The organism is Shewanella sp. KCT (assembly GCF_007636505.1).
Lineage (GTDB): Bacteria > Pseudomonadota > Gammaproteobacteria > Enterobacterales > Shewanellaceae > Shewanella > Shewanella halotolerans.
Map to the genome: position 1 here is coordinate 527,601 of NZ_LVDJ01000001.1, position 26,992 is coordinate 554,592.

25 protein-coding genes and 1 tRNA gene are annotated in these 26,992 nt (G+C 51.7%); 17 read left to right on the top strand and 9 right to left on the bottom strand.

The annotated features are described in order from the left end of the window. Positions 1-136: 136 nt before the first annotated feature. The 4 genes from fldA to AYI87_RS02340 form a co-directional block, all read right to left on the bottom strand. Positions 137-664 (bottom strand): flavodoxin FldA, encoded by a 528-nt coding sequence (gene fldA, locus AYI87_RS02325; RefSeq protein ID WP_011865715.1) that lies wholly within the window; start codon positions 662-664, stop codon positions 137-139. A 50-nt stretch (positions 665-714) separates the two neighbouring features. Then, positions 715-987, bottom strand: a complete 273-nt coding sequence (gene ybfE, locus AYI87_RS02330; protein WP_011865716.1) for a LexA regulated protein — start codon at positions 985-987, stop codon at positions 715-717. A gap of 11 nt (positions 988-998) precedes the next feature. Then, entirely contained in the window at positions 999-1,220 is a 222-nt protein-coding gene (locus AYI87_RS02335) for a DUF2788 domain-containing protein (protein ID WP_011865717.1), read from the bottom strand. 81 nt (positions 1,221-1,301) lie between these two features. Then, positions 1,302-2,069, bottom strand: coding sequence for an alpha/beta fold hydrolase (locus tag AYI87_RS02340; protein ID WP_144199227.1), 768 nt, complete (start codon positions 2,067-2,069; stop codon positions 1,302-1,304). Positions 2,070-2,360: 291 nt separating this feature from the next. Here AYI87_RS02340 and seqA point away from each other — a divergent pair, with 291 nt between their 5' ends. Together seqA and pgm are read left to right on the top strand one after the other, a co-directional pair. After that, the gene (gene seqA / locus AYI87_RS02345) at positions 2,361-2,891 is read left to right on the top strand and encodes a replication initiation negative regulator SeqA (RefSeq protein WP_011865719.1); all 531 of its coding nucleotides are present in this window, start codon (positions 2,361-2,363) and stop codon (positions 2,889-2,891) included. A gap of 44 nt (positions 2,892-2,935) precedes the next feature. Beyond that, entirely contained in the window at positions 2,936-4,603 is a 1,668-nt protein-coding gene (gene pgm, locus AYI87_RS02350) for a phosphoglucomutase (alpha-D-glucose-1,6-bisphosphate-dependent) (protein WP_144199229.1), read from the top strand. A 156-nt stretch (positions 4,604-4,759) separates the two neighbouring features. Here the strand turns inward: pgm and msrA are convergent, their stop codons facing one another. Continuing rightward, positions 4,760-5,239 carry a peptide-methionine (S)-S-oxide reductase MsrA gene (msrA, locus tag AYI87_RS02355; protein ID WP_144199231.1) on the bottom strand — a complete coding sequence of 160 codons (480 nt, stop codon included), beginning with the start codon at positions 5,237-5,239 and terminating at the stop codon, positions 4,760-4,762. 333 nt (positions 5,240-5,572) lie between these two features. Here msrA and astE point away from each other — a divergent pair, with 333 nt between their 5' ends. The 9 genes from astE (at position 5,573) to AYI87_RS02400 (ending at position 15,258) form a co-directional block, all read left to right on the top strand. Further along, entirely contained in the window at positions 5,573-6,625 is a 1,053-nt protein-coding gene (astE, locus tag AYI87_RS02360) for a succinylglutamate desuccinylase (protein ID WP_409928955.1), read from the top strand. Between the two features lie 183 nt (positions 6,626-6,808). Then, the gene (locus tag AYI87_RS02365; RefSeq protein WP_144199235.1) at positions 6,809-7,987 is read left to right on the top strand and encodes a thiamine pyrophosphate-dependent dehydrogenase E1 component subunit alpha; all 1,179 of its coding nucleotides are present in this window, start codon (positions 6,809-6,811) and stop codon (positions 7,985-7,987) included. Positions 7,988-7,990: 3 nt separating this feature from the next. Next, positions 7,991-8,968: an alpha-ketoacid dehydrogenase subunit beta gene (locus tag AYI87_RS02370; RefSeq protein ID WP_011865724.1), complete on the top strand. Its 978-nt coding sequence runs from the start codon at positions 7,991-7,993 to the stop codon at positions 8,966-8,968. A gap of 11 nt (positions 8,969-8,979) precedes the next feature. Then, complete coding sequence (locus AYI87_RS02375) at positions 8,980-10,542, top strand: dihydrolipoyllysine-residue acetyltransferase (RefSeq protein WP_144199237.1); 1,563 nt, start codon at positions 8,980-8,982, stop codon at positions 10,540-10,542. Positions 10,543-10,661: 119 nt separating this feature from the next. Beyond that, positions 10,662-11,729, top strand: a complete 1,068-nt coding sequence (gene nadA, locus AYI87_RS02380) for a quinolinate synthase NadA (protein WP_144199239.1) — start codon at positions 10,662-10,664, stop codon at positions 11,727-11,729. Between the two features lie 313 nt (positions 11,730-12,042). Further along, complete coding sequence (locus tag AYI87_RS02385; RefSeq protein WP_144199241.1) at positions 12,043-14,031, top strand: methyl-accepting chemotaxis protein; 1,989 nt, start codon at positions 12,043-12,045, stop codon at positions 14,029-14,031. 147 nt (positions 14,032-14,178) lie between these two features. Beyond that, a tRNA-Ser gene (locus AYI87_RS02390) sits at positions 14,179-14,266 on the top strand. A 267-nt stretch (positions 14,267-14,533) separates the two neighbouring features. Continuing rightward, on the top strand, positions 14,534-14,725 hold the full coding sequence (locus AYI87_RS02395) for a ribbon-helix-helix domain-containing protein (RefSeq protein ID WP_144199243.1): 192 nt from the start codon (positions 14,534-14,536) through the stop codon (positions 14,723-14,725). A 188-nt stretch (positions 14,726-14,913) separates the two neighbouring features. Further along, positions 14,914-15,258 (top strand): zinc ribbon domain-containing protein YjdM, encoded by a 345-nt coding sequence (locus tag AYI87_RS02400; protein ID WP_011865729.1) that lies wholly within the window; start codon positions 14,914-14,916, stop codon positions 15,256-15,258. A gap of 166 nt (positions 15,259-15,424) precedes the next feature. Here AYI87_RS02400 and cls read toward each other — a convergent pair whose 3' ends face one another. Further along, positions 15,425-16,939 carry a cardiolipin synthase gene (gene cls / locus AYI87_RS02405; protein ID WP_144199245.1) on the bottom strand — a complete coding sequence of 505 codons (1,515 nt, stop codon included), beginning with the start codon at positions 16,937-16,939 and terminating at the stop codon, positions 15,425-15,427. A 164-nt stretch (positions 16,940-17,103) separates the two neighbouring features. Between cls and AYI87_RS02410 the strand changes: the two genes are divergently transcribed. Next, positions 17,104-17,982, top strand: a complete 879-nt coding sequence (locus tag AYI87_RS02410; protein WP_144199247.1) for an endonuclease/exonuclease/phosphatase family protein — start codon at positions 17,104-17,106, stop codon at positions 17,980-17,982. Between the two features lie 29 nt (positions 17,983-18,011). Here AYI87_RS02410 and AYI87_RS21170 read toward each other — a convergent pair whose 3' ends face one another. Continuing rightward, complete coding sequence (locus AYI87_RS21170; RefSeq protein WP_186300537.1) at positions 18,012-18,554, bottom strand: substrate-binding periplasmic protein; 543 nt, start codon at positions 18,552-18,554, stop codon at positions 18,012-18,014. Positions 18,555-19,356: 802 nt separating this feature from the next. Here AYI87_RS21170 and AYI87_RS02420 point away from each other — a divergent pair. From AYI87_RS02420 to AYI87_RS02440, 5 genes are all read left to right on the top strand, one after another. Continuing rightward, positions 19,357-21,135: a DUF885 domain-containing protein gene (locus tag AYI87_RS02420; RefSeq protein ID WP_144199251.1), complete on the top strand. Its 1,779-nt coding sequence runs from the start codon at positions 19,357-19,359 to the stop codon at positions 21,133-21,135. A gap of 166 nt (positions 21,136-21,301) precedes the next feature. Then, on the top strand, positions 21,302-21,982 hold the full coding sequence (locus AYI87_RS02425) for a response regulator transcription factor (RefSeq protein WP_144199253.1): 681 nt from the start codon (positions 21,302-21,304) through the stop codon (positions 21,980-21,982). Positions 21,983-22,107: 125 nt separating this feature from the next. Beyond that, positions 22,108-23,235, top strand: a complete 1,128-nt coding sequence (locus AYI87_RS02430) for a carboxypeptidase family protein (RefSeq protein WP_144199255.1) — start codon at positions 22,108-22,110, stop codon at positions 23,233-23,235. 9 nt (positions 23,236-23,244) lie between these two features. Continuing rightward, complete coding sequence (locus AYI87_RS02435) at positions 23,245-23,562, top strand: hypothetical protein (RefSeq protein WP_011865736.1); 318 nt, start codon at positions 23,245-23,247, stop codon at positions 23,560-23,562. Further along, positions 23,559-23,840 (top strand): YeaC family protein, encoded by a 282-nt coding sequence (locus AYI87_RS02440; RefSeq protein ID WP_011865737.1) that lies wholly within the window; start codon positions 23,559-23,561, stop codon positions 23,838-23,840. Before AYI87_RS02435 ends, AYI87_RS02440 begins: the two co-directional genes overlap by 4 nt. Positions 23,841-23,899: 59 nt before the next feature. Here the strand turns inward: AYI87_RS02440 and ansA are convergent, their stop codons facing one another. Further along, positions 23,900-24,913 (bottom strand): asparaginase, encoded by a 1,014-nt coding sequence (gene ansA / locus AYI87_RS02445; RefSeq protein ID WP_011865738.1) that lies wholly within the window; start codon positions 24,911-24,913, stop codon positions 23,900-23,902. 121 nt (positions 24,914-25,034) lie between these two features. Then, positions 25,035-26,876: a signal peptide peptidase SppA gene (gene sppA, locus AYI87_RS02450; RefSeq protein ID WP_144199257.1), complete on the bottom strand. Its 1,842-nt coding sequence runs from the start codon at positions 26,874-26,876 to the stop codon at positions 25,035-25,037. Positions 26,877-26,992 lie beyond the last annotated feature (116 nt).

Below are 26,992 nucleotides of genomic sequence, written 5' to 3' on the forward strand. Positions count from 1 at the left end.
GCAATGCTTGCTTCGCAAAGGCGAGAGTGAAGTATTGCATTAGGGCTTATATATCAGGGCTAATATATCAGGGCCAATGTATCAGGGCTAAAAAAAGCGGCTATTCGCCGCTTTTTATACTGATGTGGCCGAAAGATTAGTCTTCCAGCTCTGCCAGGCACATCTCTTCGTAGATCTGCTTAACCCAGGCATCGACACGCTCTTCGGTCAGCTCAGGTTGACGATCTTCGTCGATACCTAGACCCACGAAGTGCTTATCGTCGGCCATGCCTTTAGAGGCTTCGAAGTCGTAGCCGTCGGTTGGCCAGTGACCGATAACCACGGCGCCGCGCGCCTCAACGATCTCGTTAACCATGCCCATGGCATCGAGGAAATACTCGGCGTAGTCTTCTTGGTCGCCACAACCAAAGATAGCGACTAGTTTACCATCGAAATCGATCTGTTCTAATTCAGGGAAGAAATCGTCCCAATCGCATTGGGCTTCACCGTAATACCAGGTCGGGATACCGAATAGCAGCAGATCATATTCTGCAATCTGTTCTTTGGTACTCTTAGCGATATCCTTAACGTCGACCATTTTCTTACCCAGTTTCTTCTGGATCATTTTGGCGACGGCTTCGGTATTACCTGTATCACTGCCGAAAAAAAGACCTACAGTTGCCATTGTCTTTCCTTTATCTAGTTCACTGACGTTTGTTTCAATACCACTTAAGATCAGCTTCTGACCTGCTTAAGCAGTATCGATTCGATTAATTGGCTGCGGCTGATGTTACTGGCCAAAGCCTTTTCATTCAAGGCGTCGTATAAATCTTGTGACACCTTTAACTCTATTCGTTTCAATCCTGCGGCTCTGTCGCGCTGGATCTGATTTCGTTTGTTGACCTTTAATTGCTGCTCCCGGGGAAGGGGATTGCTGCGAGGGCGTCCTCGGCGTTTCTCCGTTGCAAACAGGTCTATCGTTGTTCTGTCTGAAGATTCTTTTGCCATCGAATGTTCATTTAACCTATGCCAGAGCTCTCCCAAGAGAGTTGGATCAAGCCCTTAGCTATAAACCCGGCACAGCCGAGAAATAATACCAACCAAACAATATAGCGGCCAAATTTAGGGACATTTCCCTGTTTGAGCACGTCATGTATTGCCATACCAATAAAGAAAAATATCGCCGCAAAGAACAGGTTTAAGCCAACTGCCTCTATCTGTTCCATATACTGAGATAACATGCTGCGTTCCCTCAGGCTAAAAAAAGAGGCGCGAATATACCATAGTTAAGCAACGTCTGCTACACGCTTTACAGACAAGATTCAGTCATTTTCCCCGATAAACTCGGCGACGATGCGGTTGAAAATAGCTGGTTTTTGTGCGTGTAACCAATGACCTGTGCCGGCCAGTGACTTGGCCTGGATCTTAGGAAACTGAGACAGGAACGCCTGGCGGTGCGCCGCGGTGACATAGTCTGAATCGGCGCCGCGAATGCACAGGCTAGGGCCAGTGTAGGCTCTATCTGCCAGTGGCCAACCGATCAGGTGCTCATAGCTGGATTTCAGTCCGGACAGGTTCATCTTCCAGGCAAAACCTTGCTCATCCTTGGTGAGGTTTTTCAGCAGAAACAGCGCCGTACCTTCGTCGATACCGGCACCGAGCAGTTGCTTTTGCGCATCAGCGCGGTTAGCCAGCGCGCTAAGGTCTAGGTTGCTTAGGCCGGCAAACACTGTCTGATGCCTGGGCTGATAGGCGACGGGCGCGATATCTGCCGCTACCAGGCTCCTGACGCGATCGCCGTAGAGTAGTGCGGTGGCCATGGCGATCTTGCCACCCATAGAGTGGCCGACCAGGTGCGCCGACTCCAGCTCGAGTTCATCCATCAAACCAATTACAGCCTCGGCCAACATGGGATAATCCATGTTGGGCCAGTGCGGGCTGAGGCCATGGTTTGGCACATCAATGCGGATCACCTGATGATCTTCGAGTGCATTGCCTAAGGTTTTTAGGTTATCCAGGTTGCCAAACAGGCCGTGGATAAGGATAACCGGGCTACCTTGTCCCGATTGGGTGTAATTCAAGCTGGTCATGAAAAGGCTGGTCTTGGAAAGTTAAGCGTGAAAATAATTGCCCAAATTGTGCCTGTAAATCGCTGCAAAAGACAGCATTAAGCGCGATCGCGCCATTCTCTGACGGGTTTTTGCGCACTTGAGGCGTAATTTATTGATCTTGTAACCAAGTTGTGGATTTTTAATGCGATCGCTCTTTATTCCTGTGGGAAAGATAGCATACACTTGAACGGATCTGGCATCAGTTGCTGCGGATCGCGTTCGCGATAACAATAACCTAATTACCTTTACCGTCTAAGGAAGATTCTAGTCATGAAATATATTGAGATTGATGAAGAGCTATATCGCCATATTGCCAGCAAGACAGAGCGCATAGGAGAGAGTGCTTCAGAGATCCTGCGACGATTACTCGGCCTAGACGTAGAGACGGTTGCCATGGAGCAGCCTAAGCAGATCAGCCAGCCAGGCCTGGATAAAGAGGTGGCGCAAACTCATCAGGCGGCGAGTATCGACCCAGAGACCTTGATCGACAAGGGGGCTCTGGCCCAGCAAAAAGGCGCCGTTGGCCGTTTCCTGTTTACCTTAGAGGCTATCTATAAAGCGACGCCTAATCAGTTTGACCAGGTGCTGCAGATCCAGGGGCGCGATCGTCTCTATTTTGCGACCTCTAAAGAGTCGCTACTCAAGGCCAGTAAGTCAGCCAACCCGAAAGAGATTGGAAACAGTGGCTTCTGGGTCACCACCAATAACAATACGGCAAAGAAGCGCACTATCCTAAGCGAAGTATTAGGTCAGTTCGGCGTGCAAGAAAAACAGATTGAATCCATTATCGGTCATATTTAAGTGAGATACTGAGGCTCAATCTACCCGACACTTAGGAGTACATTTTGGCGCTACACGAGCGAGCCGGTAAACCGGCACAACAAAGGGACTTGGTTAATATTCCTAAACTGATGAGCCACTACTATCGGCTCTCACCGGATGTGACCAATGATGCGCAGAAGGTCACATTCGGCACCTCGGGCCACAGAGGCTGTGCTTTTAATAAGAGTTTCAACGAGAAGCACATCTTGGCCATTGTTCAGGCCGTAGTCGACTATCGACTCGATGCCGGTATTCAAGGGCCTATGATAGTGGGCATAGATACCCACGCGCTGTCTCAGGCGGCTTACGTTACCGCCCTCGAGGTACTGACCGCCAATGGCGTGCAGGTGATTGTCGCTAAGAACGATGAGTATACCCCGACCCCTGTGGTGTCCCATGCCATCATAGCGGCCAACAGAGTGCAGGGGGCTGGGCTTACCTATGGGCTTACCGACGGCCTTATCATCACGCCATCTCACAATCCGCCTCAAGACGGTGGCATCAAATACAATCCTCCCCATGGTGGTCCCGCGGAAGGTGGTATTACGGCCTGGGTCGAGCAGCGTGCCAACGAGTATCTGGCTAAGCAGCTAGAAGGGGTTAAGCGCCTGACCTATTCAGTGGCGGTCACGACCAGTCTTATTCAAGAGCGCGATCTGATGGCAGCTTATGTCGAAGATCTCGAGCAGGTGATCGACATGCAGGCCATTAAGCAGGCTGGCATTCGCATTGGCGTCGATCCCCTCGGCGGCTCAGGAATTCACTATTGGGCCAAGATTGCCGAGCGCTTTGGGCTGGATATTACCCTGGTGAACGATCGCATCGATCCCGCTTTTGGTTTTATGCCGCTGGATAAGGATGGCAAGATCCGCATGGACTGCTCATCGCCCTATGCCATGGCGGGACTGTTAGCCCATCAGGATGCCTTCGATATCTGTGTCGGTAACGATCCCGATTACGACAGGCACGGTATCGTCTGCCCGGGCAGCGGCCTGATGAACCCTAACCATTATCTGGCGGTGGCTATCGAGTATCTCTTGTCCCATCGCCCGCAGTGGTCAGCCGATCTTAAGATAGGCAAGACACTGGTTTCCAGCGCCATGATAGACAAGGTATGCCGTGAGCAGTCGCGCAGTCTCTGTGAGGTACCGGTAGGCTTTAAATGGTTCGTCGACGGCCTGGCCAATGCCAGCTTCGCCTTCGGCGGTGAAGAAAGTGCAGGCGCCGCCTTCTTACGTCGTGATGGTGGCAGTTGGTGTACCGATAAAGATGGTTTCATCCTGGCGCTGCTGGCGGCAGAGATACTGGCGGTAACGGGTAAGACGCCTGCTAAGCTTTATGCCGAGATGGTCGAGCGTCACGGTGAGAGTTTCTACAAGCGCATTGACTCGCCGGTTAACCCTAAACGTAAGGCTAAGTTTAATCAGCTGGTGAGCGAGCCCCTGAATGTCAGCGATCTTGGCTGTGAAGCCATGGCGGGAGATGCCATCCTAGAGGTTCTGACCCATGCACCGGGTAATGGCGCGGCTATCGGCGGCATCAAGGTGGTTACCGAAAAAGCCTGGTTCGCCGCGCGCCCATCGGGCACAGAGGCGTTGTTTAAGCTCTATGGTGAAAGTTTTGTTAGCCAGGCGCATCTCGAGCGGGTGCTCGAGCAGGCCCAGGAGATGATAGAGCGGCTTTTGGCCTAATTGAAGTCGGCCAAACTAGCTCTGGTCTAACTTGCTTTTGACTAAACCTTGGTCGGTTACTCTATAGCAGCTTAATATTTAGACAAAATAAAAAGCCAGTGAATCACTGGCTTTTTTGTGGGCGCAGCTTGCATCGGCTGCATGTAAAACTCGGTGCTAGTAGGTGAGGTGACAGCTAGGCAAGTTGTTCTTTTCCAGATAGTTCTGATGGTACTCCTCCGCCTTATGGAAGGTGAGCACTGGGACTATCTCAGTCACTATGGGTCTAAGCCCCCATTTACCGCTGCGGGCGAGGGCCAACTTTGAAGCTTCGGCCAGTTCCTTCTGCGTCTTGTCGTGGAAGAAGATGGCGCTGCGATACTGGCTGCCGATATCGCCGCCCTGCATATTGAGCATGGTGGGATTATGGTTACTCCAGAACACGGCCAGCAGATCGTCGAAGCTCACCTTGGTCTCGTCAAACTCGACCTGTACCACCTCGGCGTGCCCGGTTGTGCCAGTCTTAACCTCTTTATAGGTGGTTGCCTTGTCATCACCGCCCATATAGCCACAGGTGGCAGAGGTAACGCCGTCTATCTGCTTGAAAAAATACTCTACACCCCAGAAACAGCCTGCGCCAAATGTTGCTAATGCCATGGTTGACCTCTTATCGATTAACGCTTATCTATCTTTGGTTCATCTAGGTAACGAATTATCTAGCGTCTAATTATTTAACGAATGGTCTAGCGCAGTTAATTTTATACGTTTAGATGGCTAGACGGCTTTATTCTGTATTATCTGATTAACGAATGCAACAGGGAAAATATGCGGCGATCGACTGGCCCGCGTGGTCGTCGACTCGCTTAAGTGTTACTATGCTGGCCAACTGATAATAATGCTAATAAATCCAAGGAGTCGCTATCTTTCAGGCCTACAAGGTGGGCGCTGTGGTAGTGATGCAGTAAGGAGTTTGCAGTGCAAGACACCCTGATGTTGTCGAAAGACTTTTTGCAATTGACACTAGACAATCCTGTCGGCCTCGAGGCGTTTGAATTTACCCTGGGGCAACACACCCAGGTGTCGGTATGGGATACCGGCGTCATTCAATTCGAGCCGCTCGTTACGCAGGAAGCTAATCAAGAGGGCGAGCTAGATGGAAAGGAAGATGCGCTTAAGAGCATAGTGCTCTCGTCGGCGGTTCATGGTAACGAGACGGCGCCAATCGAGCTTTGTGATCAGCTTATTACCGCGCTCCTGTCTGAGACGCTGATCGCTCGTCATCGCCTGCTGTTTTTAATTGGTAACCCCCCAGCTATCCTAAACGGTACCCGTTTCGTCGAAGAGAACCTCAATCGTCTCTTCAGCGGCGCCCACGCCAAGGGTGAGAGCAATGCCGAGCGGGCACGTGCTAAGAAGCTGGAGCAGTATGTGGATCGCTTCTTTAACGCGGCGCCGGAAGGCGGCAGTCGTTATCACTACGACCTGCACACGGCAATTCGCGCCTCTAAGCATGAGAAGTTTGCCATCTATCCTTATCCCCATGGCGCACCATACAGTGGCGAGCAGATCATGTTCCTGGCCGCCTGTGGTATCAACACAGTGCTGTTTCACCACGAACCTACGACTACCTTCAGTTACTTCTCGGCCCACGGTTATCAGGCCCATGCCTTTACCATAGAGCTTGGCAAGGTGATGCCTATGGGGCAGAACGATATGACGCGCTTTATCGCGGTGAAAGAGATGTTGACCCGTCTGGTAAGCGGCCGCGATCTCGAGCTCGGTGAGTTTGACCCGAGTCAGGTGAATCTGTATCAGGTTAATCGCTCAATCAACAAGCAGTTTGACGACTTTAGCTTTACCTTCGCCGACGACGTAGAGAATTTTACGGCGTTTCCAAGAGGTTATATATTGGCTAAGGATGGCGGGACTGAGATTAAGGTCGAGGCCGAATCTGAGTCTATCGTGTTTCCCAACGCCAATGTACCGGTTGGCCAGCGCACTGTGCTGTGTTTAGTGCCTGCCAAAGATTATCGCGTGGTTTAGGCTCCAGCTTGTAAAGCTAGCGATACAAGGGTGAGGGTAGCTAGTTGTTAGCCGCGCCCTGTGATAGCTTGCTAGGTAGTTTACGTTAACGTAACTTTAAGGCCGCGTCATAATAGAGAATAGTGAACAACTTAGGCTGTTCGCAGTCAGATAACAAGAATACTCAGCTGATAAGAGAATAGTATGAGCAACGCAACGAGCAATACAGAGACTGTCCATCGCGTCAGTTTTCTCGATAAGGATTCATTATCTATCCCGATCCTGAAGATCCTTCAAGCCGACGGTACCACCTTTGAAAATGCTGTGTTACCCGTGATCGATCAGGATTTGGCTGCCAAAATTTATGATACTTGTGTGTTCACACGAGTACTCGATGAGCGCATGTTAGCCGCTCAGCGTCAGGGACGGATCAGCTTCTACATGACCTGTACCGGTGAAGAAGCCGCCGTGGTCGGCAGTGTCGCCGCCCTGGATCAAGACGATGTTATTTTAGCCCAGTACCGTGAGCACGCGGCGATTCGCTATCGTGGCTTCACCACTGAGCAGTTTATGAACCAGATGTTCAGTAACGAGAAAGATCTGGGTAAGGGCCGTCAGATGCCGATCCACTACGGCTGTGAGGCGCTCAATTACCAGACCATCTCATCGCCGTTGGCCACTCAGATCCCACAAGCGACGGGTGTTGGCTATAGCCTCAAGATGCAGGGCAAACGTAACGTTGCCATCTGCTACTTCGGTGAAGGCGCTGCCTCAGAGGGCGATTTCCACGCTGGTCTAAACATGGCCGCCGTGCTGAACTCTCCTGTTATCTTCTTCTGTCGTAACAATGGTTACGCCATCTCGACTCCGACCAACGAGCAATTTGCCGGTAACGGTATCGCCAGTCGTGGTGTGGGCTATGGCATGCATACCATTCGCGTGGACGGTAACGACATGCTGGCAGTAATGGCCGCGACCCAGCAGGCAAGAGCCTATGCGCTGGAGCACAACAAACCTGTGCTGATCGAAGCCATGACCTATCGTCTTGGCGCTCACTCCTCTTCCGACGACCCATCTGGTTACCGTTCTAAGGATGAAGAGGCCAAGTGGCAGCAGCATGATCCGGTTAAGCGTTTCAAGCTGTGGTTGATCAACAAGGGCTGGCTCGCCGAGAGCGATGATGCGGCTATGTATGAGAAGTACCGCGAAGAGGTGCTGGCCGCAGTGAAGGTTGCCGAGAAGCTACCTGCACCGGGTATCGATGAGATCATCGAAGATGTCCTCGATGAGCCGACGCCTAGACTCAAGCAGCAGCTGACCGAACTTAAGCAGCACATCAAGAAATATCCTGATTCCTATCCACGCAGCGCAGGGAGAGATTAAATCGTGGCAAAGATTAATATGTTACAAGCCATCAACGATGCCTTGACCATTGCGATGGAAACCGACGACAAGGCGGTGATCTTCGGCGAAGACGTTGGCCATTTTGGCGGCGTATTTCGCGCTACTTCGGGCCTACAGGATAAGTTTGGCCGCGATCGTTGTTTCAATACGCCGCTGACAGAGCAGGGTATCGCTGGTTTTGCCAACGGTCTGGCATCTAATGGCATGACGGCGATTGCCGAGATCCAGTTTGCCGACTATATCTTCCCGGCCTTCGATCAGATCGTAAACGAGTCAGCCAAGTTCAGATACCGCAGTGGTAACGAGTTTAATGTGGGCGGTATCACCTACCGTACCCCTTATGGTGGCGGTATCGCCGGTGGTCACTACCACTCACAATCGCCAGAAGCGTACTTCACTCAGACGCCTGGTCTAAAGGTGGTCGTGCCCCGTAATGCCTATCAGGCTAAGGGCCTGCTGCTTGCCTCGATTCGCGACAAGAACCCTGTGGTCTTCTTTGAGCCTAAGCGTCTCTACCGCGCCAGTGTGGGCGAGGTGCCGGATGAAGCCTATGAGATTGAACTAGGCAAGGCGGAAGTGGTTCAGGAAGGTACAGACATTACCGTGCTGGCCTGGGGCGCTCAGATGGAGATCGTCGAAGAGGCGGCTAAGATGGCGGCCAAGAAGGGGATCTCTTGTGAGGTTATCGACCTGCGTACACTTGCGCCTTGGGATGTCGATACCGTTGCTGCCTCGGTGAAGAAGACTGGGCGACTGGTGATCAACCATGAAGCGCCGCTGACAGGTGGTTTTGCCGGCGAAATCGCCGCGACCATCCAGCAGGAGTGTTTCCTCTATCTGGAATCACCAATCAGCCGTGTATGTGGTCTGGATACCCCATATCCGCTGATCCATGAGAAAGAATATATGCCTGATGCGCTCAAGACCTTTGAAGCGATCAAAGCATCGATGAAATACTAGGAGCCCCAGGCATGATTAAAGATTTTATTTTGCCCGATATTGGCGAGGGCGTGGTGGAGTGTGAGCTGGTTGAGTGGTTGGTTGCCGAAGGCGATACCGTCACCGAAGATCAGCCCATTGCTGATGTGATGACAGACAAGGCGCTGGTACAGATCCCGGCGGTTCACGGTGGCGTCATCAAAAAACTTCACTATAAGAAAGGTGATATAGCTATCGTCCACGAGCCGCTGTATTCGGTGGAAATCGATGGTGAGCCAGACGGCGATGCGACCACGGAATCGGCAGCTGAAGAAGCTGTCGTTCAATCTGATTCACAGCCAGTTGCCGGCGGCAAACGCGTCGAAGAGTTCCTGTTACCGGATATCGGTGAAGGGATTGTCGAGTGTGAACTGGTGGAGTGGTTGGTGGCCGAAGGTGACATGGTGGTGGAAGATCAGCCTATCGCCGATGTGATGACTGACAAGGCACTGGTGCAGATCCCGGCCATCAAGAGCGGTAAGGTGGTTAAACTTCATTACCGTAAGGGTCAGCTGGCACAGGTGCACACCCCGCTTTTCTCTATCGAGGTAGAGAGCGAAGAGGGGGCCGTTGCCGCGCCGGTAGCAGATAGCGCCCCAGCTGCGGTTGACCACGAAGAGGTTGAACTTCACGCCCCAGCAGGTAATGGCAAGGCGCTGGCAAGCCCGGCCGTTCGTCGTCTGGCGCGCAGCTATGATATCGATCTCAGCCTGGTACCGGGTTCTGGTAAACATGGCCGAGTCTATAAGGAAGATGTCGAGCGCTTCCGTAGCGGCGAAGCCGTGAAGGCTAAGGCGGCGAAAGCACAGGCCCAAAGCGAGCCAACAGCTGCGCCTATAGCGGTTTCAGCAGGCGATCGCGTCGAGCCTATTCGCGGCGTCAAGGCCGTCATGGCCAAGATGATGACAGAGTCTGTCTCTACCATCCCACACTTCACCTATTGTGAAGAGCTGGATCTGACCGAACTGGTTGCGCTTCGCGAATCGATGAAGGCGCGCTACTCGAGTGACGATCTCAAGTTGACCATGATGCCTTTCTTCATGAAGGCGATGTCGCTGGCGCTGACTCAGTTCCCTGGCATCAACAGCCGTGTGAACGACGATTGCACCGAGCAGACCTTCCTTGCGTCACACAACATAGGCATGGCGGTAGACTCTAAGGTGGGTCTATTGGTGCCGAACGTTAAGGATGTGCAGCAAAAATCTATTCTTGAGGTTGCGGCTGAAATTACCCGCCTGACCAAGGATGCCCGCAGCGGTCGTGTCAGCCCGGCGGACCTTAAGGGCGGCAGCATCTCCATCTCGAATATCGGTGCCTTGGGGGGGACTGTGGCAACGCCTATCATCAACAAGCCTGAGGTGGCCATCGTCGCCCTGGGTAAGTTGCAGACCCTGCCGCGCTTTAACGATAAGGGCGAGGTCGAGGCGCGTAAGATCATGCAGATCAGCTGGTCTGGCGATCACCGGGTGATAGACGGCGGCACCATAGCCCGCTTCTGCAACCTGTGGAAGCAGTATCTCGAGTCACCACAGGAGATGTTACTGGCGATGCACTAATCGCACGTAGCAGTTCACTAATAAGAGCGCCATTTGGCGCTCTTTTTTTTCTCCAGAGTTAATCTTTGGCGTCAGATTAAGTATAATGCCGCTAATTAGTCCCACTCTTTGGTTTGAGCATGAGTCAAGTAGCACCAAGCATCGAAAATATTCAGTATCCGTTTCCAGCAAAGCCCATTCCCCTAAGCGATAGCGAGAAGCAGGCCTATAAGGCGCGCATCAAGCAGCTGTTGAAGGAGAAAGAGGCTGTCTTGGTGGCCCACTACTATACCGATCCTGAGATCCAGGCGCTGGCGGAAGAGACCGGCGGTTGTGTATCAGACTCTTTAGAGATGGCCCGCTTCGGCCGTGACCATCCAGCCAAGACGCTGATTGTGGCTGGGGTTAAGTTTATGGGCGAGACCTCTAAGATCTTAAGCCCGGAAAAGACTGTGCTTATGCCGACTTTGGATGCCACCTGCTCACTGGACGTAGGCTGTCCTATCGACACCTTTAGCGCCTTCTGTGATGCCCATCCAGACCATACCGTCGTGGTATATGCCAACACCTCGGCCGCCGTTAAGGCGCGCGCCGACTGGGTGGTGACCTCGAGTATCGCCCTTGAGATCGTCGAGCATCTCGACAGCCAGGGTAAGAAGATCATCTGGGGACCGGACCGTCACCTGGGAAGCTATATCGCCAAGCAGACTGGCGCCGACATGCTAATGTGGCAGGGCGAGTGTATCGTTCACGACGAGTTTAAGGCCAAGGCACTGCGTCAGTTAAAAGAGCAATATCCCAATGCGGCCGTGTTGGTGCATCCCGAATCACCGGCGAGTGTGGTGGAGATGGCCGATGCCGTTGGCTCCACCAGTCAGCTGATCAAGGCGGCGCAGACCCTGGAGAACGACACCTTTATCGTGGCGACCGACAAGGGCATCTTCTATAAGATGCAACAGGCGGCGCCAAATAAGACCCTGATCGAAGCGCCTACCGGCGGTAATGGCGCGACCTGTCGTAGTTGTGCCCACTGTCCTTGGATGGCGATGAACGGCCTTAAGGCGATCGAGGCGGCGCTACTTAACGACGGCTCGGAGCAACACGAGATCTTCGTTAATGAGTCGCTCAGAGAGCGTGCACTACTGCCGCTCGATCGTATGCTGGATTTTGCCAAGACGTTGAACATGCAGGTTAAAGGTAACGCCTAGGCGTTAAACAAGTTTGGCAAACACTTTTGCTAACGTTAAAAGCGCCTCTAGGGCGCTTTTTTGTTGCCAGTCGATAGACAGTGCCCCAGCTATACTAGACTTTATGGGCATTGTGAGGGGGCTTAAGGCATGTTAAAAAGTGAATAGTGTCATTTTATTGGTGCCTTTAGTACATGTTTTTAGGCGAGTTTTACTTTAACGTCAGATTTTTATGCTAGTGTTAATACGGTAATTGACAAGGCTTTAACTGGGCTTGTCTATGAAGTGACGCAACGCCACTCTATCAACCCGCGATGGTTAGGGATAACGCAAGATGAATATGCAATGGATCAGTGATCTCAATATAAAAAATAAGCTTTTGCTGGTGATAGTGCCGCCCATTCTGGGGGCCACTTTCTTCGGTTTGTTTGTGGTCTATGGCCAATATCAGTTGCATCAGGGACTGAGTCAGGTAGAGACGCTTTCCGAGCTGGCTGTGGTGAACAGTGATTTTGTGCATGAGCTGCAAAAAGAGCGAGGCATGAGCGCCGGTTTTCTCGGCTCCAAAGGCAAGAGCTTTGGCGATAAGCTACCAACGCAGCGTCAGTTGAGTGACGAGCAGCTTAATAACTTCAAGGCCTTTACGGCCAGCCATGAGCTGCCCAAGGCGTTTGCCCAGCAGATGAGCCAGGTCAATCAGATGATTAACCAGCTCGGCGATATCCGTAGCAGGGTAGACAGCTTAAGCATCTCTGTGCCGGAAGAGGTTGCTTTTTATACTAAGCTCAATGGCCTGCTGTTGGCGATAGTGGATCAGACCAGTCAGCAGGGGGCTAGTCGTCAGATCGCGGTGGAGTCAGCCAGTTTTGCCGCCTATCTACAGATGAAAGAGCGCGCCGGTATCGAGCGCGCCGTGTTGAGTTCCACTTTTGGTAACAGCGCCTTTAAACCCGGCATGTTCCTCAAGTTTGTCAATCTGGTTTCCGAGCAGAACACCTATCAGGAGCGTTTCTTAGCCTTGGCGACCGACAAGGTAAACGCCGATTATCAGCAGGTAGCCTCTTCGCCTACCTTTATGGCGGTCAATGCTCTACGAGACAAGGCGATGAGCCAGGATGCAGGCGCCCTTAGCGGTCAGAGTTCTACCGACTGGTTTGCCAAATCCACCGCCCGCATCGACGCTTTGCGTCAGTTCGAGCGTCAACTGTCCCATCATCTGTTAACCGATACCCGAAGCGCGCTTGCCAATGCCAAGTCGTTGATGGTGAGCGTCATCGTCTTGATGTTGGTATCAGGCCTCATTGTGATCTTGCTATCACTGTTTATCGGACGTTACCTGCATGCCTCTCTCAGACATCTGTATCACAAGGTGACCGAGTCGCAGAAACATTATGATCTCAGCGTGCGGGTCGACCTTAAGGGTAAGGATGAGATAGGTCAGCTGGGCTCAGCCTTCAACCACATGATGGCCGATTTCGAGAAGGTGATTGGCATGGTGAGGACCAATACCCAAGCACTGCTCACAGCGTCTCAAGAGATGGAAGGCTGCGCCCGTATCATGCGTGAAGATGTGGCCTTGGGCCACAGCGAGGTGGATCAAGTTGCCTCGGCGATGACAGAGATGAGCGCCACAGTACAAGAGATCGCCCAAAATGCGGTGCAGGCCTCTGAAGCCTCGGCCCAGGCCAACAAGGAAGCCAAAGAGGGTAGCCTGGAGGTGGAGCGCACCGCAGAGTCCATCAATGAACTGGCTCAGGAGATCGCCGATGCGGCGCAGGCCATCAATAACCTGGATGAGGATATCAAAGGTATCGTCGATGTGCTTGGGGTGATCAGCGGTATCGCGGAGCAAACCAACCTGCTGGCGCTTAACGCAGCGATCGAGGCAGCCAGAGCTGGCGAGATGGGCCGTGGCTTCGCCGTGGTCGCCGACGAGGTGCGCAGTCTGGCGCAGCGGGCACAGACCTCAACCGAAGATATTCGCAGCATGACCGAACGACTGGAGCGTGGCGCTAAGATCGCCGTGAAGGCGATGGAGAGTGGCCGCAACAAGGCGGAGATCAGCGTGGTCGAGTCCAAGCGCGCCGGTGAGGAGCTTATTCGTATCGTTAGCGAGGTGAGCGTCATCGACAGCATGAACGAGCAGATCGCGGCGGCGACCCATGAGCAATCGGCGGTGTCCGAAGAGGTGAACCAAAACGCGATGAAGATCAGCGACATCTATCGTAATACCCATGAGGTGTCCGATCGTCTCAGCCAACTCAACGAGTCACTGCTTAACGATGTGAGCGCCATGTCGGAACTGGTGAGTAAGTTCAAATAGGGCGGATATGCAGCGAATTGGCGATCTATTACGCAAATGCCTGAGTGGACAGTTTTTTAGCTTGACCCTGTTTAGCGATTTGCGTAAAGTACCGCTCCGTTGATGCAGTTCCTTGAAGGTTTTTTAGGAAAGAGCGCATCAAGATTCGGTGAGTTGTCCGAGTGGCTGAAGGAGCACGCCTGGAAAGTGTGTATACGGCAACGTATCGAGAGTTCGAATCTCTCACTCACCGCCACATTCAATAAAAAAGACGCCTAAGGGCGTCTTTTTTATGCCTGTTATTTGACGCCTGTCCTTTTTATGCCCGACGCCTGTCAACTCTCTCCTAATTTTTATTCCAGATAAAATAAGTTATTCGTCCAAACAGAGAAAGCTAACTGGATATTTAAGGCAGCCTTCTTAGCTTGGTAATTCTTTCTCAACGCTTTGGGGCAGGCTATAGGCAGGCGGTGCCTTAAAGATTATAATCAAATGATAATGTTTTCAGTTCGAGGAGTAGGCAATGGAAAATAAGACGGCACGCTTTACCGTGTTACTCGACCCTAGCAAGAAACAGGCATTCGAACAGTTGTGCGCCTCTCAGGATTTGACACCATCACAGGTCGTCAGACAGCTGATCCGCGGTTATCTAGAGCAACATGGCGTAAGTTATGGTCAGGCCGAGCCGACCAAGAATCCTAAGGTTAAATCTTAAGGTCAACATTAACGGTCAGAGTGTAGCCAAGTTCGGCGCCTAGAATCTTAGCTGGCCTGAGTATGATAATTTTATTATAATACGATTATCATTGTGAGCGGTTTCCAGTAGAAAGCCACAAAGTCATCTCGAGTGACAGGCCTGATACTTAGACCGATCCTTACCTTTTTAAAGAAAGAGAAAGAGTTATGAGCGATACAATTCCACCATGCCCAAAATGTGAGTCACCTTATGCCTATGAAGATGGCTCATTGTTGATCTGTCCAGAATGTGCTCATGAATGGAACCCTAACGAAGTGGCTGTCGACCCCGATGCCATCATCCTGAAAGATGCGGTAGGCAACCTGTTAGAAGAGGGTGACAAGGTTACCCTGATTAAAGATCTTAAGGTGAAGGGCACTTCGCTGACCCTGAAAGTGGGTACCAAGGCGGTGATCAACCGTTTCGTCGATGCCGACCACGATATTGACTGTAAGGTTGATGGTCACGGCCAGATGATGCTGAAATCTAAGTTCGTGAAGAAGCAGAGCTAAGATCTCTGATTAGGCTTAGGTTAAGTTTTAGCTTTAGGCTAAGCCCAAAGATTCAATAAAAAGACCTGCCAACTGGCAGGTCTTTTTGTATTTAGCGAGAGTTTGAGCTTCGTTAAAGTTAGCGACGATTGCCAGTGACAGATCCAGTGCAGTTGACGTGAGCATACTAAAGCAAAGGACTGAAGAGATAGAAGAGGTGTTCAATCACCCGCTGGTAGAGTGGTCTGCTCTGCCAACGTTTGTATTCAAGCTGTTCGGCATTGTCGATATAGCCCTGCTGCAGCAATCTTAACTCCTCGGCAAATGTTTTATCATCGACCGCCAGAGTCAGTTCGAAGTTAAGCCAAAGGCTGCGCATATCCATGTTAACCGTGCCTATGAGGCAATGTTCATCATCGATCAATACAGACTTGGTATGCAGCAGGCCGCCCCTGAATCTGTGGATCTTCACCCCGGCCTTTAGCAGCTCGGCAAAGAAGGAGCGGCTGGCCCATTTGACCATTGTCGAGTCATTCTTCTGGGGAATGATGATGTTGACATCGACGCCTCGCGCCGCCGCAGTCACCAGGGCATCGAGCAGGTTCTCGCTGGGCACAAAGTAGGGGGTGGTGATCACTATTTTACGGCAAGCCTGGTAGAGACTCTGTAGCAACACCTGGTGGATCACCTCTTCAGGCATACCCGGCCCTGAGGGGATCACCTGTATTAGGGAATCTGCCTCACGTCTCACTTCACCTGATGGCTCACATGATATCTCATATGATATCTCGTGTGATGATGCATATGGTTTTTCTGGAATACCTGGTGGCTCGGGCAAATAACGCTCGCTGGTTTCCACCTCCCAATCCCAGGCGGCGACAGTGTTGACTAGCGGTACTGCTGGCCCCACCATGCGCACCATGACGTCGATCCACTGGCCGACGCCTTCTCCCTGCTTAAAGTACTTAGGATCCACCAGGTTCATCGAACCTGTATAGGCGATATGATTATCGATAACCACTATCTTACGGTGAAGGCGAAGATCTAAGCGTCTGAAGAACATCCTCAAGGGACTAACGCTGAGGGCCTGTGATATCTCTACGCCGGCCGCGCGTAGCAGAGTTGGCCAGGGAGAGTTAAAAAAGGTGCGGCTACCGGCGGCGTCCAGCAGGAGTTTTACCGCGACGCCACGTTTTGAGGCTTTTATGACTGCCTTGGCGACATCATCGGCTAGCCCGCCAGGATGCCAGATATAGAACTCCATGACGATGTTTTCTTTGGCTGCCTCGATATCCTGGATGATGGAGTTGAGTATGCTAGATGGCGTATGCTGCAAGCAGAGCTGGTTGCCGCTGAGCGAGGGTATGCCGAGCTGAGTATCGCACAGCTGACTGATGGCTTTGGCGTGGTCACTCTGCCGCTCTGGCGTGTGCAGCGGATGCTGATACAGGGCCGCAAACCATTGGCCGTAGGGTTTGAACATCGACTTGGAGCGACTCGCTCGGGTCTGCCCCAGGTGCAGCTCGCCAAACAGGATGTAGGCGATGATACCGACGAGGGGGAGAAAATAGATCACCAATATCCAGGAGAAGGAGACGCCTATGGTGCGGCGTTTAATCACCAAGCGCAGCGCGATGGCGCCAAGAAACAACCAATAGATGAATACGCCTACAATGGCGAGGATTTGATGTACATTTTCCATAATGTCTGTTTGAGCCTGGATTGCACTCGCTCGAGTATGATTCGATAATGGCGTTGAATCTAAATATAGCCTGATCGCTATCATATAGGCTAAGCTGCTGGTGCTAAAGCACTATTTTTACCATTTAGATGTAATGACAGCCACTTCGACAGTAGAGTAACTCTGTGAGCCAAAACCGATCCAATTCGCCGCGTTTACTGCGCTGGGGGATAAAATCATTACTATTATTACTCCTAAGTGCGGCTGCTTATGTGGCCGTGGTGACCTATCTTAACGGTGAGCCTGAGGTGATGATGAGTGAGGTTGAACCGGTTTTTGTCTCCCAATGTGTTGCCGCGCCAGGTAGCCAGGCGCTCGATAATGATGGGCAACTCAGGGTCGGTGTGTGGAACATCTATAAGCAGCAAAAGCGTGGCTGGCAGCAGGATCTCAGTAAAATCGCCCAACGTAGCGAGCTCATGTTGTTGCAGGAAGCTAAGTTAAACGCAGGCTTTAATCAGTACCTGAACGGCTCAAGCCTGCACCTGGTGATGGCTAAGGCATTCTCGCTGCTGAAATCCCCCGTGGGGGTAATGAACCTCGCCACAGAGCAGGCGCGCGATGCCTGCGCCTATCATGCGGTGGAGCCCTGGATCCGTTTTGCCAAGTCGACCCTCATTTCACGTTACCCCCTGTCTAATGGACAGACCCTTCTGGTGGTTAATCTACACGGCATCAACTTCGATTGGCAGCTTAAGAGCTATCGCGCCCAGTGGCAGCAGATAGTGCAGAAGATCAATCTGCATCAGGGCCCCGTGATATTAGGTGGTGATTTTAATACTTGGCGTGGGCAGCGCATGGCCTATATTGAGCAGCTCGCCCACCAGCTCAGGCTGAAGGAGGCGGTATATGAGGAAGACAAGCGTCAGCGGGTGTTCGGCTTGCCGCTGGATCATCTCTATTATCGTGGCCTGAATCTGGTTGCGGCCGAGTCTTTTACTAGCCAGGCATCGGATCACAATCCCATCTGGGCCGAGTTCAGGTTAAAGCCAATGGCACATTAGCCCCTCGATACCTCACCACCAGTCGAAGCTCATTGATAGTCGAAACGACATTCCTCCGTATGACGGTTGAACCTGGCGAGAAAACCTGGATGCTTCTCCAGGAAGGTTTTACCAAAGTAGACCCCTAGATCGATACGCATGTTCGGGCGTTTGACGAAGGCGTCCATTGAGAGGTGCGACTGACGTACCTGCTCCTCGAACAGCAGCGCATTCTCCATCACACCATCTATGCGCCTGGCATCCAGTAATTTGACCAGCTCGTTAATGGTGGGAAAAATCTTCACCTTTTTGAACTTATTCTTGGCTAACCAGTGGGCGCTATTGGAATGGATGCGGGCGCCAAACAGGGTATCGGATTTCAGGCTATTCATGCTGGTCGGGATCCGATATTTGTTGTGGTAATAGAAGTTCCATTCCTGTTGAATGAAAGTATTACTCTGTACGGCAAATTGATCGCGCCATTCGTTGCGTGAGGCGGAGAAGAAGCCATCATATTTTCCCTGCTTGACGCTGTTTTGAGCCCGGCCCCAAGGGAGGAAGATCACGCTATAGGGTTGATCGATTTTTGTCATGACACAATCGAGCGCAGCTAGCCCGACCCCAGCTTGATGGGCGACGCCCTGAGCGTCTCTCTCCTGGCTATGATAGGGCGCCCATTCCTGCGTTGCTATTGTTACTAGCTTAGGAGTTACAAGCTTAGGCACTTCTTTTTGTGATGAACTATTTTGAGTCTCTACAGCGCGGCCATTACTGGAGGTGAATAACATCGCCCCTAACACTATCAGAGTGGCGTAAAATATTTTCACAATGAATTGATGTAAAGAAAGTTGCCTAGATTGGGCACTTCTCCAAGTTCTAATCTGAGCATTCAATTGAGCTGTTTTTTGCGCTCTTATCTGGGCTGTCGACTGGGCGTAATTAGACATGGCTAACCTCTTGAGGCTCTAAATTCAGTGTAGTGCCCTAGAACTCGCTGTCAAAACCGCTTACTTAACACCTTGCTTGTGGGTCTAGCGGCAATTGGCTGCGCTCTTGCTGAGGCTTGGCTGCTTAATTTTGGTTAGCTAAGGGCATCACTGTGGTGCTAGCCAAGATTTGAGTGCTTGCCTTAGACACGTTAGGCCTGGCAAATACCTTTGTAACAAAGCTTGTCTAAGGTGGTGTGATAGCTGCAATTTTCCTTGCAACGTGATTTACTATGGGCCAACTGGGCTAAGCTCATGTATTGGCTCATCTATCGGTTCAAGTATCTCTGCTGCTCAAAACCTCGAGTAAGGCCGTTAAAGGCATGTTTTAAGCTGCAATCTAAGAAGTCGTTATTAGAAAGTCGTTAAGAGAAAGCCGTTAATAATAAGAATGAAGGGAAGAAGAATCATGAAGAAAAGCGTCATCGCTGCCGCCATCGTCCTGGGGTTAGGTAGTCTTGCTGCCTGTCAGACACACACTAGCGAAACTGCAAGTACTCAGATGGCGAGTGCTACCGAGGTACAGGCACTGAGTTTTGCCGAGTTTTCCAATCAATTTATCGATGCCTTGTGGCAGCAGTCGCCGACCTGGGCGCTCTACAGTGGTTATCACAAATATGACGGTGTGCTTAAGGTGCCCAATGCCCAAAGCCGCATCGAGAGCTTAGCCTTCGTCGAGGCCCAACTTAAACTGCTAAATGGCTTTGATGTGAATACGCTAACCCCGAGTGAGCTTATCGACTACAAGTTGATTGAGAACCTGTTGCAGCAAGATCGCTGGGAGATAGACACCTTCAAGTCTTGGCAATGGAACCCCGCGAACTACAACGTAGCCGGCGGATTCGCTCAGCTGGTTAACGAAGACTTTGCACCGCTTGATGAGCGTCTACGTTCCTTCCTGGCTCGCATGGAAAATGTACCCGCCTATTATGCTGCGGCAAAAGAGAATATTGACAAGCCGACCCTAGAGCATACCCAGTTAGCCATAATGCAAAACCGAGGCGCCTTCAGCGTCTTCTCTGATGACCTATTGAAGCAGGTTGCCGCCTCAGGTCTCAGCGATGATGAGAAAACCCTGTTCAATAGCCGTTTCAAGCTCGCGGTCGATGCCATTAATCAACATATCGACTGGTTGACTGGCCTGGAAGCCAAGCTGACTAAAGAGGGCGCCCGTAGCTTTAGAATTGGTGAAGAGCTTTATGAGCAGAAGTTTGCCTTCGATATTCAGTCTGGCATGTCGGCCAAGCAGCTCTATGAAAAGGCCCTGGCCGATAAGGCAAGAGTCCAGGGCGAGATGGCTAAGATCACCACACAGCTGTGGAGCAAGTATTTCAAGACAGAGATGCCCAGTGACACTAAGGTGGCGACTCGTCAGCTAATTGATAAGCTGTCGGCCCGCCATGTGAAACGCGAAGACTTTGTTGCCGAGGTGCGCGCCCAGATCCCCGAGTTGGTCAAGTTTGTCAACGACAAGCAGTTGGTGACGTTAGATCCTAACAAGCCCTTGGTGGTGCGTGAAACCCCAGAATATATGCGTGGTTTCGCCGGCGCTTCGATTAGCGCACCGGGCCCTTATGAGAAGACGGGGAATACCTACTACAACGTCACACCGCTGGATGGCATGAGCGATGCCTCTGCCGAGAGTTACCTGAGAGAATACAACCATTGGATCTTGCAGGTGCTTAATATTCATGAGGCGATCCCGGGTCACTACACCCAGTTGGTTTACTCTAATGAGTCGCCAAGCCTAGTGAAGAGCCTGTTTGGTAACGGTGCCATGGTTGAAGGTTGGGCGGTTTACGCCGAGCGTATGATGCTGGAAGAGGGCTATGGTAACTTCGAGCCAGAGATGTGGCTCATGTATTACAAGTGGAACCTAAGGGTCATTGCCAACACCATTTTGGACTACAGCATTCAGGTGAAGGGGATGACAGAGGAGGAGGCGATTGCGCTGATGACTCAGGAAGCCTTCCAACAACAGGCTGAGGCCGAAGGCAAGTGGCGCCGCGCAACCCTTAGTCAGGTGCAGCTCACCAGCTACTATGCGGGTTATCGTGAGATCTATGATTTCCGCGAGGAGCTAAAGACCAAGCAGGGAGAGGACTTTAACCTAAAAGGCTTCCACGAACAGTTCTTAAGCTATGGTAGCGCGCCGGTGAAATACATTCGCCAGTTGATGCTCAAGTAAGAATCGGATTTGTCTCTAAAGGCCCCAATAGGGGCCTTTTTTATGTCGCGAGTATCAATGGGGTGGGATACTGGTCAAAGTTTTATCCTTTAGAGGTATAAAGGACTGGATTGGCCCGATGAGTTATTGTAACCTAAATGATAACAATTATCATTAAGGTTATTAAATGGAAAGAGTGTTACTCGTTGATGATGATCCCTTTGCGCGCGAAGTCCTCTATCTTGGCCTTGTCGACAGCGGGTATCAGGTGCATTGTGCCAGTAATGGCCAGGAAGCACTGCTTATTTTAGGCAAAATGGCGATCGATCTCATTATCTTAGATATTGAGATGCCCCTTGTGGATGGCTTTGCGTTTCTAGAGTCGCGCAGCGACAACCTGCCGGTGATCCTGATCTCGGCTACCGATGAAGAGGAGCGGCGGGTAAAAGGGTTTCGTCTCGGCGCCGACGATTTTCTCTCTAAACCTGTGAGTGTACGTGAGCTGGTGGTGCGCATCGAAGCCCTGCGTCGCCGTGCGGCCATCACCAAAGCGCAGCTGACCGACGTTCTGCCACTACCGATAAAGGCGATCTATTTTAATCAGAATGATTTCAGCATAGAGGTGGCTGAGCGGCGCGTATCCCTGACTCAGACCGAGTTTAAGCTGCTCAAATACCTGTTTGATCGCAAAGGAGAGGTGATAACCAAACAGGAGTTGCAGAAAAGTGTGCTGAAGAAAGATCTGGGACAGTTTGATCGAAACCTGGATATGCACATCAGTAATACAAGGCGTAAACTTGCCAAGATCTGTCTGCCAAAAACCATCATCAATACCGTTCGTGGTCAGGGTTACAGCTTTCTGTGTTAGTCAAAATGACAGCAAAAAAACTGGCTTTTATTTAGCGCTAGCGGTGCGAAAACGGGGCGAATTAGTTTATCCTTAGGGGATCAGCAGACCCAAGATGTCTGCCTTAACTCAATGAAGGAATGGATATGTTAATCAGTGCCAATTTTGACGGCGGTAATATTGAGGTCATCAACCAAGATGATATCAATAATGTGCAACTGGCCATTAGACCCGATGAAGGGGGCGAGTTTTTCCAGTGGTTCAACTTTCGTTTGCAAGGTGAAGTTGGCCAGCGCTATACCCTGAATATCATCAACGCGGGCCAAGCCTCTTACACTAAGGGCTGGGAAGGCTATCAGGCCGTGGCTACCTACGACAGACAGCAATGGTTCCGCCTGCCGACTCAGTATCAAGATGGCAAGCTCACCATAGAGGTGGAACTGGATTGCGAGATGATCCAGATTGCCTATTTCGCGCCCTATAGCTACGAGCGTCATCAGGATCTGCTTAGCGCCGTTCAGGTGCATCCACTCGTCTCACTCGAGCATCTAGGTAAGACCTTAGACGATCGCGACATGACCCTGGTTAAGGTGGGTGATGAAGATGAAGAGAAAGCTAAGATCTGGATCACCGCGCGACAACATCCGGGTGAAACCATGGCCGAGTGGCTGGTGGAAGGCCTGCTGAACAACCTTCTCGATGGTGATTGTCCGACGGCTAAGGCGCTGCTGGATAAGGCCAACTTCTATATCGTACCAAACATGAACCCGGATGGCGGCGTACGTGGCCACCTGAGAACCAATGCCAAGGGCGTTAACCTTAACCGCGAATGGCAGAGTCCGTCGCTAGAGAAGAGCCCTGAGGTGTATCATGTGGTCAATCGCATGAAAGAGACGGGCGTCGATCTCTATTATGATGTACACGGTGACGAAGGCCTGCCATATGTGTTCCTCGCAGGTTGTGAAGGCGTGCCGGGTTACAATCAAAAGATGGCGGATCAGCAGGCCGATTTCGTTAAGGCATTGCTGATGGCGAGCGCCGATTTCCAGGATGAGTTTGGCTATGATAAAGACGAGCCAGGCCAGGCTAACTTGACGGTTGCCTCAAACTGGGTAGCGCAGACCTTCGGCTGTCTCTCTAACACCCTAGAGATGCCATTTAAAGATAACGCCAACATGCCAGATCCTATGTCTGGTTGGTCACCTGAGCGTTGCATCTACCTGGGTGAGGCGTCACTGCTCGCCATGCTGGCCGTGGTCGATAAGCTAAGATAGGAGTCCGCAATGGCCTTAGTAGAATGCCCAAGTTGTCAAAAGCGCATATCGAGTTTGGCTAAGAGCTGCCCTCACTGTTCCTCGGGCTTGTCTGGGGATAACGAGTCGCTTAATCGGATCAGCCATATCAAGCGTACCAATCAGCTGATGAACCAGAGCTTTCTGGCGATGACGCTGTTTATTGCCGGTGTGGTGATCTGGTTTTGGGGCGGCGAGCCGGCGGAAGGGCTCAGAGCCAATATCGCCGGCATCTGCTTCGTCTTTGGCTTCGTCGGCTATCTGATAGCCAGAGTCCGCATAGTGTTACATAAACGGAAGAGTATATGAGTGATATCAATAAAGTGATCGACGATATGCCTCAAGAGGTATACGAGCGATTACTCAGCGCCGCCGAACTCGGCAAGTGGGAAGATGGTACAGTGCTGTCTGATGAGCAGAAAGACTCGACACTGCAGCTGGTGATGCTGTACCAGGCTCGCAGGTTGAACCAGACAGATCATTTCACCATTAATAACCAAGGTGAATTGAACGAACTGTCAAAGGCCGAGCTGAAACGTCAGTTCAAGGGCGAGAGTATCGCCGCCTTCAAAGAGCAAGACCTCTAAGAGTGAAAAGCCCCTGATGACAGGGGCTTTTTTATTTCGCATTGTTAGTTTTAAACCAATTAGTCTTCGGTGAGCTCGCCGCAGAGATCTTGCTGCATCTGCACGCGAATATCGCTCGGTGAAAGCTCGGTAGATAGCAGGTAGTGCAGTTTGGTCAGCGCCGCTTCCGTGGTCATGTCAAAACCGCTGATAACCCCGGCTTTGGCCAGCGCGTTGCCGGTGGCATAGCCGCCCATGTTGACCTTCCCCTGCAAACACTGGGTTAGATTCACCAGTATGATGCCGCGCTCGTTAGCTTTGCGCAGACACTCCAGTAACTCAGGGTTTTGCGGCGCATTGCCGACACCGTAGGTAAGTAAAATTAGCGCCTTTACCGGCTGCTGTAAGATGTTATCGATGATCTCTGTGGTGATCCCTGGGTAGAGGGTAACCACGCCTATGGGCTGCGGGCTTATCTTGTTGACCGTCAGGGTATTGGCCTTGCTCTCGCTGATGCGGCCCGCCTTGAGGCGGATCTTAATGCCTGCCTCTAACAGAATAGGGAAGTTAGGCGAGGCGAAGGCATCGAAGCCATCTGCATGGGCCTTAGTGGTGCGATTGCCACGAAACAGCTTGTTGTTAAAGAAGAGGCATACCTCGGCCACCGGATAGTTGGCGGCGATATAGAGGGCGTTAAGCAGATTGGTCTGGCCGTCTGAGCGCAGCTGGGCCAGCGGGATCTGCGAGCCGGTAACGATAACGGGTTTGGTGAGCCCTTGCAGCATGAAGGAGAGCGCCGAGGCGGTAAAGGCCATGGTATCTGTGCCATGGAGGATCACGAAGCCATCATACTTGTCGTAGTTTGCCTTGATATCGTCGGCGATCATCTGCCAATCCGTCGGCGCCATGTTTGAAGAGTCGATCAGTGGACAATATTCACTGATGACAAAGTCTGGCATCTCCTGATGAAAAAACTCGGGCATGGCCTTGACGCAGTCGGTGAGAAATCCCGGTACCGGCGCGAAACCATTATCTGTCTTTTGCATGCCTATGGTGCCGCCTGTGTAGGCGACATAGATGGAGGGTTTTTTCATTATAGTGATAGCTTTATTGATGCAGGATTGGCGGGATTATACTTAGGAAAGCGCCAATAAAAAAGCCCGCATCTGCGGGCTTTTCTGTGATAGCGTCTTTGCTGCGAGTACAGCAGAGCGATTAGTAGTTACAGCTGTCGCAGTAGAGGTAGAGGCCGTTTGGATCGTCAAAGGCGTTAAACTCTTCGACTACGCTGCTCACCTCACCAAGCAGTTGTTCGATTAGACTGCTCTGAGACAGAGTCTGTGGCATATAGCTAACAGCCTGGGCAAACATCTGCTGAATGAACTGCTCCTGTGGCGACAGCTCCTGTTCGATCAGCTTAGTATCGAACTTCTCAAGCTTAGCCAGCTCGGCCGCCTTAGTCACCGCCTGCTCAAGATCGCCAAGTTCATCAACAAGGCCAAGCTCAAGTGCGCGTTTGCCGGACCAGACACGACCCTGGGCAATCTTATCCACCTCTTCGGGTTTCATGCCGCGCTCCTCTGAGACGAGCGAGATGAAGTCCTGGTAGCCACGCTCGATATGGCGCTGAATGATCTCCTTGAGCTCATCGCTGATCCCCTGAGTGCTTGAGTACGAGGTCCAGCCTGAGGTGGAGACGCCGTCTGTGTGGATCCCAAGTTCTGCCAGTGAGTCTTCGAAGGTGGTCATCATGCCGAAGATACCGATAGAGCCGGTAAGCGTCGTTGGTGTGGCGTAGATATAGTCGGCGCTTGCCGAGATCCAGTAGCCACCCGATGCGGCATAGGTGCCCATACTGACAACCACTGGCTTGTTGGTTGCCTTGAGGGCCAGCACTTCCTGACGGATCTGCTCGGAGGCAAATGCGCTGCCGCCAGGGCTGTCGACTCTCAGCACCACAGCCTTCACCTTGTCATCGAATCTCGCCTTGCGAAGCAGGGCAGAGGTGCTCTCGCCGCCGATTTGGCCTGCTGCCTGGTGACCATTGAGTATATTGCCCTTGGCGACTATGATGCCGACGGCGTCGTGCATCAATACTGGCGGGAACTGCTGGATCACGCTCTGATAGTCATAGAAGCTGATCTGCTTAAAGCTGTGCCCTTCTTTGGCTTCACCTACACGCTCGACCATGTCCAGACGGAACTGCTCGGCAGTGGCGAGCTTATCGACCCAGCCAAGGTTGATGGCCATCTCGGATGAGCGACCATTGGCCTTATTAAGCTCGGCAAGATAACGCTCGGCGCTCAGCATCAGGTCATCTTGTTTGATGCCGCGGTTTTTGCTGACCGTGGCTTCGAAGCTGTCCCAGATATCTTGTAGCAGCTCGCGGTTGGCCGATTTAGCCGCCTCAGACATGTCGTCGCGCATAAAGGGCTCGACCGCAGACTTGAAGGTGCCCACCCTGAAGACGTGCGCCTTGATCTTGAGTTTATCCAGCGCCGACTTGAAATATTGGCGATAGCGGCTCAGGCCTTCTATCTCTACCGAACCCTGAGGGTTGAGGTAGACGGTATCGGCGAAGCTGGCGAGGAAGTACTGGTTTTGTCCATACCAGTTCCCCATGGCGATAATAGGCTTGCCTGAGGCTTTAAAGCGGGTCAATGCGTCACCAATGCTCTGCAGCTTGCTGATCCCTGTCCATCTTAGGTGACCTATGTCGAGTACTATGGCGGAGATGCGTTTGTCGCTTGCCGCGTTGTCGATAGCGTTTAGCAGATCGGCAAGTAGGATCTCGCCATCGCTCTGGCCCCCTTTACCACTCTTCATGGCCGCTTCTATGGGGTCCACCTGGCGTTTCTGCTCTACCACGTTACCCGAGAGATCCAGCACTAATGCTGAACCCTCTTCGACTGTTGGGCTCTCCTCACCGGCGAGGATCACAAACAAGAGGGCGATAAAACCGAAGAAGAATAGATTTAAGATCACCTTGCGTGTGGTGTCAACCACCTTCCACAAGGTGGAAAAGATCCGTTTAAATATTGAGGGCTTAGCGGACATTATCCACTCCTTTATGACTCTGATCCCTCTATGCTAACTGAAAACGGCCATAGGGGCGAAACACAATTGTAAATGAATCTTAAGGCTTGGCACGCATTGAGTATTGAGCTAAATCC

Coding starts and splice junctions, on each gene's coding strand:
- fldA (WP_011865715.1), bottom strand. CDS start 664: ATGGCAACTGTAGGTCTTTTTTTCGGCAGTGATACAGGTAATACCGAA.
- ybfE (WP_011865716.1), bottom strand. CDS start 987: ATGGCAAAAGAATCTTCAGACAGAACAACGATAGACCTGTTTGCAACG.
- AYI87_RS02335 (WP_011865717.1), bottom strand. CDS start 1,220: ATGTTATCTCAGTATATGGAACAGATAGAGGCAGTTGGCTTAAACCTG.
- AYI87_RS02340 (WP_144199227.1), bottom strand. CDS start 2,069: ATGACCAGCTTGAATTACACCCAATCGGGACAAGGTAGCCCGGTTATC.
- seqA (WP_011865719.1), top strand. CDS start 2,361: ATGAAATATATTGAGATTGATGAAGAGCTATATCGCCATATTGCCAGC.
- msrA (WP_144199231.1), bottom strand. CDS start 5,239: ATGGCATTAGCAACATTTGGCGCAGGCTGTTTCTGGGGTGTAGAGTAT.
- astE (WP_409928955.1), top strand. CDS start 5,573: ATGTTGTCGAAAGACTTTTTGCAATTGACACTAGACAATCCTGTCGGC.
- AYI87_RS02365 (WP_144199235.1), top strand. CDS start 6,809: ATGAGCAACGCAACGAGCAATACAGAGACTGTCCATCGCGTCAGTTTT.
- AYI87_RS02375 (WP_144199237.1), top strand. CDS start 8,980: ATGATTAAAGATTTTATTTTGCCCGATATTGGCGAGGGCGTGGTGGAG.
- nadA (WP_144199239.1), top strand. CDS start 10,662: ATGAGTCAAGTAGCACCAAGCATCGAAAATATTCAGTATCCGTTTCCA.
- AYI87_RS02385 (WP_144199241.1), top strand. CDS start 12,043: ATGAATATGCAATGGATCAGTGATCTCAATATAAAAAATAAGCTTTTG.
- AYI87_RS02395 (WP_144199243.1), top strand. CDS start 14,534: ATGGAAAATAAGACGGCACGCTTTACCGTGTTACTCGACCCTAGCAAG.
- AYI87_RS02400 (WP_011865729.1), top strand. CDS start 14,914: ATGAGCGATACAATTCCACCATGCCCAAAATGTGAGTCACCTTATGCC.
- cls (WP_144199245.1), bottom strand. CDS start 16,939: ATGGAAAATGTACATCAAATCCTCGCCATTGTAGGCGTATTCATCTAT.
- AYI87_RS21170 (WP_186300537.1), bottom strand. CDS start 18,554: ATGACAAAAATCGATCAACCCTATAGCGTGATCTTCCTCCCTTGGGGC.
- AYI87_RS02420 (WP_144199251.1), top strand. CDS start 19,357: ATGAAGAAAAGCGTCATCGCTGCCGCCATCGTCCTGGGGTTAGGTAGT.
- AYI87_RS02425 (WP_144199253.1), top strand. CDS start 21,302: ATGGAAAGAGTGTTACTCGTTGATGATGATCCCTTTGCGCGCGAAGTC.
- AYI87_RS02430 (WP_144199255.1), top strand. CDS start 22,108: ATGTTAATCAGTGCCAATTTTGACGGCGGTAATATTGAGGTCATCAAC.
- AYI87_RS02435 (WP_011865736.1), top strand. CDS start 23,245: ATGGCCTTAGTAGAATGCCCAAGTTGTCAAAAGCGCATATCGAGTTTG.
- AYI87_RS02440 (WP_011865737.1), top strand. CDS start 23,559: ATGAGTGATATCAATAAAGTGATCGACGATATGCCTCAAGAGGTATAC.
- ansA (WP_011865738.1), bottom strand. CDS start 24,913: ATGAAAAAACCCTCCATCTATGTCGCCTACACAGGCGGCACCATAGGC.
- sppA (WP_144199257.1), bottom strand. CDS start 26,876: ATGTCCGCTAAGCCCTCAATATTTAAACGGATCTTTTCCACCTTGTGG.